9 protein-coding genes are annotated in these 6,812 nt (G+C 41.7%); 4 read left to right on the top strand and 5 right to left on the bottom strand.

Annotation, left to right across the window (positions count from 1 at the left end; translation table 11 throughout):
* Together C7B77_RS20555 and C7B77_RS20550 are read left to right on the top strand one after the other, a co-directional pair.
* On the top strand, nt 1-541 hold a 541-nt coding region (locus C7B77_RS20555), incomplete at its 5' end, for a DUF4336 domain-containing protein (protein WP_106309165.1).
* Between the two features lie 218 nt (nt 542-759).
* On the top strand, nt 760-1,149 hold the full coding sequence (locus C7B77_RS20550) for a VOC family protein (protein WP_106309162.1): 390 nt from the start codon (nt 760-762) through the stop codon (nt 1,147-1,149).
* A gap of 29 nt (nt 1,150-1,178) precedes the next feature.
* Here the strand turns inward: C7B77_RS20550 and C7B77_RS20545 are convergent, their stop codons facing one another.
* Nucleotides 1,179-1,862 carry an HhH-GPD family protein gene (locus C7B77_RS20545; protein WP_106309168.1) on the bottom strand — a complete coding sequence of 228 codons (684 nt, stop codon included), beginning with the start codon at nt 1,860-1,862 and terminating at the stop codon, nt 1,179-1,181.
* A 27-nt stretch (nt 1,863-1,889) separates the two neighbouring features.
* Between C7B77_RS20545 and C7B77_RS20540 the strand changes: the two genes are divergently transcribed.
* Complete coding sequence (locus C7B77_RS20540) at nt 1,890-2,792, top strand: LysR family transcriptional regulator (RefSeq protein ID WP_106309159.1); 903 nt, start codon at nt 1,890-1,892, stop codon at nt 2,790-2,792.
* A 51-nt stretch (nt 2,793-2,843) separates the two neighbouring features.
* On the opposite strand, the gene C7B77_RS20535 is transcribed toward C7B77_RS20540, so the two are convergent.
* The 4 genes from C7B77_RS20535 to C7B77_RS20520 all read right to left on the bottom strand — a co-directional run bounded on the left by C7B77_RS20535 (nt 2,844) and on the right by C7B77_RS20520 (nt 5,353).
* Nucleotides 2,844-3,278 carry a hypothetical protein gene (locus C7B77_RS20535; protein ID WP_106309157.1) on the bottom strand — a complete coding sequence of 145 codons (435 nt, stop codon included), beginning with the start codon at nt 3,276-3,278 and terminating at the stop codon, nt 2,844-2,846.
* A gap of 49 nt (nt 3,279-3,327) precedes the next feature.
* Nucleotides 3,328-3,903 (bottom strand): pseudouridine synthase, encoded by a 576-nt coding sequence (locus tag C7B77_RS20530; RefSeq protein ID WP_106309154.1) that lies wholly within the window; start codon nt 3,901-3,903, stop codon nt 3,328-3,330.
* Between the two features lie 533 nt (nt 3,904-4,436).
* Complete coding sequence (locus C7B77_RS20525) at nt 4,437-4,670, bottom strand: hypothetical protein (RefSeq protein WP_106309151.1); 234 nt, start codon at nt 4,668-4,670, stop codon at nt 4,437-4,439.
* A 38-nt stretch (nt 4,671-4,708) separates the two neighbouring features.
* The gene (locus C7B77_RS20520; protein WP_106309148.1) at nt 4,709-5,353 is read right to left on the bottom strand and encodes a hypothetical protein; all 645 of its coding nucleotides are present in this window, start codon (nt 5,351-5,353) and stop codon (nt 4,709-4,711) included.
* A gap of 661 nt (nt 5,354-6,014) precedes the next feature.
* Here C7B77_RS20520 and C7B77_RS20515 point away from each other — a divergent pair.
* A complete protein-coding gene (locus C7B77_RS20515) occupies nt 6,015-6,761 on the top strand; it encodes a reverse transcriptase N-terminal domain-containing protein (RefSeq protein WP_106309145.1) in 747 nt (248 codons plus the stop codon).
* The last annotated feature ends 51 nt before the right edge of the window (nt 6,762-6,812 follow it).

The raw sequence follows: 6,812 nt of genomic DNA, 5'->3' as shown, positions 1-6,812 counted from the left end.
ATTAGGTGAAGTAAAATATATTATTGCTCCAAATCTCTATCATCATTTATTTGTTCGGGATTTTCAAGCTATCTATCCCAAAGCACAATTATGGGCGACAGCTACCTTGACTAATAAAAGACCGGATCTGGCGATCGATATGCCAATTACAGACAAACAAAATAACTTGTTTGATGAAATAGATTATTTATTATTCGAGGGGTATCAGACACTTTTTCTCACTGGCTACACCCCGCTCGATGAATATGTATTTTGCCATCGAGCTAGTCGCACGTTGATTTTGACCGATGCAGCTTTTTATTTTGACGATCGATTCGTACCGCTGACTCAATTAGTCGCAAAATTGACGGGTGGATATAAATTATTAAGACCATCGCCGCTCGAAAAATTAGCAACGCGAGATAAGCAAGCTGTGAAAAAAGCTGTCGATCTAGTGTTAGCATGGGACTTCGATCGAGTTATTATGGCACACGGTAGTATTGTCGAAACTGATGGCAAACAACAATTTAAATCGGGATACGATTGGTTTTTAAATACTTAAAGAATTTACAGATTAATAGATTCGATCGTCGATTCCACTCTGCCACACAAAACTTCACAGAGCTTTCGTAGTAGTACCTGTCTCGATTTCAACAGCATACAGAGGTCGATTGCCACCTTCATTAGTAAATTTGTATACCTACCTACTTGACGGCAGTACAAAGAAACTGCAAAAGTACGCATGTACGTAGCGTTACTGCCACGAGCAGTTGAAATCTGATGACTAATGTAATGCAACAGCATGGTGCTTTCAGTTGGTGCGAACTAATGACAACCAACACAACAGCCTCAAAAGAATTTTACTCCCGATTATTTGGCTGGGAGATTGTCGATCGACCAGTCGAAGGGATGATGTACAGTGTCTTGAATGTCGGCGATCTAGGCGTGGGTGGTTTGATGGCAATGCCCCCCGATATGGCTGGAATCCCACCACATTGGGGTGTATATGTCACGGTGGATGATGTCGATGCTGCGGCTAAGTTGGTAGAAGATTTGGGCGGACAAATTAAGTATCCCCCGAGCGATATTCCGGATGTCGGACGATTTGCAGTAATTCAAGATCCTCAAGGTGCCGTGTTATCGATTATTTCTTATCCGTCTAATTCATAAATACCGATAATGGTGGAGTAGCGATCGCATTAACGATGGCTATTCCACTGACACTTAGAAGCTAGCGGACAATGTTCGCAATCTGGACTTTGAGCCTTACAAGTCAATGCGCCAAAATCTAGTAGCGCGAGATTCCACGTTCCGACGTCGGTTTTAGGTGCGATTAAATCTGCGGCACCCCAGAGAATTTTACAGCGCGATTTGACTCTTTCCCCTTGTAATCCAAAAAAGCGTTCGATAATTCGTGCTACATTTGCATCTAATACCGCTAAAGGCTGGTTGAATGCTTGAGAACCAATCGCGCGAGCTGTGTAGTCGCCGATTCCTGGCAATTTGAGCAGTTGCTTTTGGTCTTGAGGTACTTTGCCATCATATAGTCTGATGATAATCTCTGCGGACTGCTGTAAGCGTTCGGCGCGAAAAAATAATCCCAATGGCTTGAGAATTTTGGCAACATCATCGAGATTAGCGGCAGCTAAGTCTTGGATGGTGGGATAATGCTCTAGAAATAGTTCGTAAATCGGTGCGACTGTATCGGCATCGGTTTTCTGTAGTAAAGATTCGGCAACGAGGAGATGATAAGAATCGGTAGTTCTTCGCCACGGATAATCACGCCGATTGACAATTCCCCAAGCTGAAAGATGTTGGCGAAACCACTTAATTCGAGCGGGTGACGGATAATCTGATGGATTGGATTTAGTTATAGTTTTCAAGAATTCAATACCGATCGTTTTTTCTGTATGGAGCTTCGACACTTACGTTATTTTAGTACTGTTGCTACCGAATTGCACTTCGGACGTGCGGCAGGAAAATTGCATATCGCGCAACCACCACTGAGCAAACAAATTCAAGATTTAGAAGCAGAATTGGGATTTGAGCTATTTACTAGAACTAAAAGATCGGTGACCCTTACTCCTGCCGGGCAAGCATTTTTAATTGAAGTGAATCAAATCTTTCAACAACTCGATCGCGCGATCGATATTGGTGGCAAAACCAGTCGCGGCGAACTCGGACAAATCTCGATCGGATTTGTGGGTTCGGCGACTTATAATATTTTACCAATAATGCTCCAACAGTTCCACGATCGATATCCTCAAGTCCAAATAAAACTACACGAATTGACTACCGATCGACAATTAATTTGGTTGCGGGAAGGTAGAATCGATATTGGTTTGATTCGTCCGCCTATTGTCGAGCGAGATTTTGTCAGCCAAGTTATTTTTCAGGAGTCTGTAGTTGTCGCTTTGCCAACCAACCATCACTTAGCAGCACAGGAATCGCTCGATTTAGCTGCATTAGCAACCGAGCCATTTATTCTCTTTCCCCGCGAACTCGCGCCAGGATTGTACGATCCGATTATTGCCATTTGTCAAGCGGTTGGCTTTAGTCCTCAAGTAGTTCAAGAATGTATTCAAATGCAGACGATCGTCAGTCTCGTCTCGGCAAATATGGGCGTCTCAATTCTACCAGAATCAATTCAAGAAGCCCAGCGTCAAGGAGTAGTTTACAAACCAATTCGCTCGGAGTCTTTAAGTGTAGAGAAGTTAGCTACAATTGCGATCGTCTGGCGACGCAACGATCCTTCACCAACAATGAATAAATTACTAGAAATTGCATTAAGCAAAGACGATCGAGACAATTAGTAAATACCACTATCCACTACCCTCTACCCTCTACCCTCTACCCTCTACCCTCTACCCTCTACTCTCTAATAACAAATACCAACGTCCCGCATATAGTTTTAAATCTCCCTTGTTTTGATATTCCAAAACGATCGAGTCTTCAAATTTTTGCTTGGTACCACTACTATCGAGATAAAAGCCTTTAATCTTGGCATTCCATAAAGAAGATTTAGGTTTGGTGTAGACGATCTGTCGATCTTGGATTTTATGTCCGCCAATTTTGTCGATTTTAGCTTTTAATTCTTGAGTAAGCTGAGAATTTTCTGGTACTAAATCGAGCATGAGATTCTCATTTTTAGTCTCCAAAGCCGATAGATATTGTTCTACGACTCGATCTGGTGTAGGCGCACCCCGCTTATTCACAGCACATGCTTGGAGCGTACATACAATCGCGATGGCTACAGTCAATTGTCCGCAAATTAGATAAGGTAATTTTTTTGCTTGCATATCCAATCTCTTTTTCTCCGCAGCACGCTTTGAATTAACAGGGAATTAGCTAGTAAGTTTTGACCCTTTTTAATTCCTTGACCTCAGCGTTAGTTAAATCCCGCCACATTCCTAATGATAAACCTTCGAGCGAGAGTAACCCGATCGAGACGCGTACCAATCTCAGTGTTGGAAACCCGACAGCGGCTGTCATTCGTCTTACTTGGCGATTTTTACCTTCAGTTAATGTTAATTCTAACCAAGCTGTCGGGATATTTTGGCGATCGCGAATTGGTGGATCTCGCGGTGGTAGTTGGGGTTCTGCGGTTAATAACTTTGCCCGAGCGGGTTTGGTTTGATAGTTTTGGATCTCTACACCAGCAGCTAGCTGCTCTAGTGCCCGATCGTCTGGAACGCGCTCTACCTGTACCCAATAAGTGCGGGGATGTCCGTACTGGGGATCGCTGAGTCGATGTTGCAATCTTCCATCATCTGTCAGCAGTAGCAAACCCTCGCTATCCCAATCCAATCTCCCCACGGGATACACGTCGGGAACGGGAATATAGTCTTTGAGCGTCTGTCTGCCGCTATCGTCTGTAAATTGACTCAGGACGCCATAGGGTTTGTAGAAAAGGATGTAACGCAAGATTAGGGGATAGGGGATAGGGGATAGAATTGTAGGCTGGGTTGAGCATCGCGTTGGCGCAACCTCTCGGAACGATAAAACCCAACAACCTCGAATGGCGGGAAGGGAGTACCATTTTAAATTTAACAAGATAAATATTTGGGCTTTTAATATCGATCGGTGAAGAGATTATTCGATGATATAGCGTAGCATAGATTATTAATAGCACAGCAGCTTGTACTTATGTAGCATCAAGAGTGCTCATCAATACCTTTTTCAATTTAACAATACAAATATTTATGTATTTAACATCGATCGATTAGTGAAACGATTGCGATCGACAAAATCAGTTAAAATTATTTTTACTAAGCCTTTACATGTGTTGTGGGCAATGCCCACCCTACTGGCTTCAGCCACAAATTGATGTAGCGATGGAAGTAATTTATAAGCTTTTTGAGGATAAATGAAAGCCGATTACCACTGCCAATAATAATGTCTATTTTGTATACAGTAAAAGAACAGAGGAAAAGTGACAGAGTGTTTGTATTGAGAGGTTAGTTGGCTACAGAGCGATGCTTGAATTTACTCCAGGTTTTCTTTTTGCGGTCGATTAGCCATTCGACCGTTTTTTGCATCTTCAATTGCAATCTCAATCTTTCATTATCTTTGACTAGTCCAGCAATTCTGTCATTCAAACATTGAATCTCTCCCCGTAGCTGAATATTCTTGCGCTCTAGATATTGCGCTTCTGGACTTAACTTACTCAGTTCTAATTCTTGCTCTTTCATTCGTTTGTCCTTGGTTATTTATATCAATTGTGGTTGAATTATTTCTGGGTTAATGAATTTGATTGTTGAATAGGCTCCACAGCATCAAAATAAACAGTTTTCCATGCTTGCACGGTTCCTTCACCAATGTCATTGATTACTTCTCGACCATAGTCTTCAAACATAACTTTGATTCTGGTTCTTCCTGATGGAGATGTTTTGAGAGCGTATGCCAATGCTTCAGTTAAATTGAAGTTACCAGCTTTGCCTTCTAAGCGAAAGACGTTATCTCTAACTTTAATAGTGACGTGACTGGCTTGATTAATGATGTTTACTCTTTGGCAAAATAGACCATCACAAGGACGACTGTAATAAGAGTAAATTCTTAAATATTTACGCGACCAATTACTGACAATACCAGATTTCTCACCTGTCCAAAAACTATCTTGAAAGTTTTTATCGAAAACAGCCAGATAGTTACCTTCAAACTCATCCACCATTACAACTGGTTGCGACCAAGGGAGGTTTGTTTCTGTTCTCCAGTCGTTTGTTCGTAATAAAGGGAATTTAGAAATATCTATTTGATTTACTAAATTAGATCGCACAGGGTCAGCATCAGGTGTAATTTCAATTTCTGCTTTGGCTATTTGAGTGACAGAAGTCACAGCAATTCCTACCAGCAAAGCTAGTATTTTCTTTCTCATAAAAAGCGTCCTATTAGATCTTGAGCGTGATGATTCTATTTACACACTGCCGCGCGACCTGAACTGGTCACTCCGTCCGTGGGAGCCTTCTCCCACTAAGGGATTCACACCCCTTACCCTTATATAAAAGACTCCTTCAGGAGTTCGGTCACGGTCGAGTAAGTAATGAAATAACCGGAATGCAGACCATAAATGTACCCGACACTACTAGCCTAAAGCGGTGAATGGGGCTAAAGGGAGTCTTCTCAAGATAAACGAAAGTGAACTGTTGCCTAAACTACGAGATGTATAAAGAAGCCAAATAAGGCTGATAGGCTTCACCAAAAGGTAAGTAGGTAGTATCAACATTGGCAGTTTGTTGATACGTGTGAATACAATCCCTACCGTAGAAAAGACAGTATCTAAAAGAAAGACGAAACACGGAATGATACAACAGGATAAGCCCTACAGAGTCTTAGTTAAGGTCGAATTACTAAGTAAGTAAACCGCAAGGAATACCGAACTCTCTGGAGGGTAAAGGATGGAAGAAAAAGCGAACGTCTATTCGTAATGAATAGGATACGGGTTCTAAATTTGCCCGTGACCGAAAGGAACAGCAGACTTCTTCTGGGTCTTATGAGAAAGAGACTAAACAAAGAAACTTAATCTAAGGACATGTTAGATGTCGTATTTAAGTACAACAAACGGACTAAAGAAACCACTAGAAAACTGGAACCAAATTAATTGGCGCAAAGTTAACAAAGCGGTTAAGAATCTACGTCAACGAATCTTTCTCGCGAGAAAACTTGGTAATTGGCGGAAGTTGAGAAACCTCCAAAAATTAATGCAAAGAAGTTATTCAATCTTATTATTATCTGTTCGGAAAATCACTCAGACCAATAAAGGTAAACAAACGGCAGGAATTGATAATGAAACTATCAATACCCCATTAGAGAGAGTGAAGCTGGTAAACAACTGGAAAGGTGGAAATCATCGCCCTACCAAACGGGTAATGATTCCTAAACCTAACGGTAAGAAACGACCGCTCGGAATCCCAACCGTTCGCGACAGAATCGAACAGAACATAATAGCCAATTCACTAGAACCAGAATGGGAAGCCGTATTTGAGCCTAATTCCTATGGGTTCAGACCGGGTAGAAGTTGTCAGGATGCTATCGTTCAAAACTTTAACAGACTAAACTCCAGTCCAAAAACTGGGGGACATAAATGGATTCTAGAGGCTGATATTAAAGGCTTTTTCGATAACATTGCCCATGAATCTATCCTCAAACAATTAGGTAACTTTCCTAAAAGGGGCTTAATCAATGGATGGTTAAAAGCTGGATTTGTTCTCAATGGAAAATTAAATCCCACTGAGTCTGGTACTCCACAAGGTGGGGTCAGTGCGCTGCGAAGCGTACAGTGGTAATGCTCTAGGTGAGTCAAAACAACCACGAGATAATACCTACCTCAAGGTATT

Source organism: Chamaesiphon polymorphus CCALA 037 (genome assembly GCF_003003845.1).
GTDB lineage: Bacteria > Cyanobacteriota > Cyanobacteriia > Cyanobacteriales > Chamaesiphonaceae > Chamaesiphon > Chamaesiphon polymorphus.
Note: the sequence above shows the minus strand (reverse complement) of the source record. Positions and strands in the feature narration are given on the sequence as shown.

Excerpts from the sequence above, each read along its gene's own strand:
- C7B77_RS20550 (WP_106309162.1), top strand. The coding sequence starts at position 760 with ATGACTAATGTAATGCAACAGCATGGTGCTTTCAGTTGGTGCGAACTA.
- C7B77_RS20540 (WP_106309159.1), top strand. The coding sequence starts at position 1,890 with ATGGAGCTTCGACACTTACGTTATTTTAGTACTGTTGCTACCGAATTG.
- C7B77_RS20535 (WP_106309157.1), bottom strand. The coding sequence starts at position 3,278 with ATGCAAGCAAAAAAATTACCTTATCTAATTTGCGGACAATTGACTGTA.
- C7B77_RS20525 (WP_106309151.1), bottom strand. The coding sequence starts at position 4,670 with ATGAAAGAGCAAGAATTAGAACTGAGTAAGTTAAGTCCAGAAGCGCAA.
- C7B77_RS20520 (WP_106309148.1), bottom strand. The coding sequence starts at position 5,353 with ATGAGAAAGAAAATACTAGCTTTGCTGGTAGGAATTGCTGTGACTTCT.
- C7B77_RS20515 (WP_106309145.1), top strand. The coding sequence starts at position 6,015 with ATGTCGTATTTAAGTACAACAAACGGACTAAAGAAACCACTAGAAAAC.